Source organism: Aliivibrio sp. S3MY1, assembly GCF_028765575.1.
Classification (GTDB): Bacteria; Pseudomonadota; Gammaproteobacteria; order Enterobacterales; family Vibrionaceae; genus Aliivibrio.
In genome coordinates, this window is record NZ_JARACO010000079.1 from 1 (window position 1) to 1,178 (window position 1,178).

Consider the following 1,178-nt stretch of genomic DNA (forward strand, 5'->3'; position numbering starts at 1 on the left):
CATACGAAACCTCTTGGGGTTGTATGGTTAAGTGACTAAGCGTACACGGTGGATGCCTTGGCAGTCAGAGGCGATGAAAGACGTATTAACTTGCGATAAGCGTAGATTAGGTAGTAAAAACCATTTGAGTCTACGATTTCTGAATGGGGAAACCCACTAGCATAAGCTAGTATCGCTGCGTGAATACATAGCGCAGCGAGGCAAACCGGGAGAACTGAAACATCTAAGTACCCCGAGGAAGAGAAATCAACCGAGATCCCGAAAGTAGCGGCGAGCGAAATTGGGTTAGCCCTTAAGCTTTTAATGAGACAGGTGAAGGCTCTGGAAAGTGCCGCGATACAAGGTGATAGCCCTGTAACCGACATCTCATCATCAGTGAAAACGAGTAAGGCGGGACACGTGATATCCTGTCTGAATATGGGGGGACCATCCTCCAAGGCTAAATACTACTGACTGACCGATAGTGAACCAGTACCGTGAGGGAAAGGCGAAAAGAACCCCTGTGAGGGGAGTGAAATAGAACCTGAAACCGTGTACGTACAAGCAGTAGGAGCATACTTGTTATGTGACTGCGTACCTTTTGTATAATGGGTCAGCGACTTATATTCAGTGGCAAGGTTAACCGTTTAGGGGAGCCGTAGGGAAACCGAGTCTTAACTGGGCGTTCAGTCTCTGGATATAGACCCGAAACCAAGTGATCTAGCCATGGGCAGGTTGAAGGTTGAGTAACATCAACTGGAGGACCGAACCGACTAATGTTGAAAAATTAGCGGATGACTTGTGGCTAGGGGTGAAAGGCCAATCAAACTTGGAGATAGCTGGTTCTCCCCGAAATCTATTTAGGTAGAGCCTCGGACGAATACTACTGGGGGTAGAGCACTGTTAAGGCTAGGGGGTCATCCCGACTTACCAACCCTTTGCAAACTCCGAATACCAGTAAGTACTATCCGGGAGACACACGGCGGGTGCTAACGTCCGTCGTGGAGAGGGAAACAACCCAGACCGCCAGCTAAGGTCCCAAAGTTATAGCTAAGTGGGAAACGATGTGGGAAGGCTCAGACAGCCAGGATGTTGGCTTAGAAGCAGCCATCATTTAAAGAAAGCGTAATAGCTCACTGGTCGAGTCGGCCTGCGCGGAAGATGTAACGGGGCTAAGCTATACACCGAAGCTGCGGCAG

The 1,178-nt window shown here is 49.2% G+C and carries 1 rRNA gene; it reads left to right on the plus strand.

What is annotated here, in order from left to right:
• Window positions 1–25: 25 nt before the first annotated feature.
• A 23S ribosomal RNA gene (locus tag PVK62_RS17300) occupies window positions 26–1,178 on the plus strand; the annotation flags it as partial.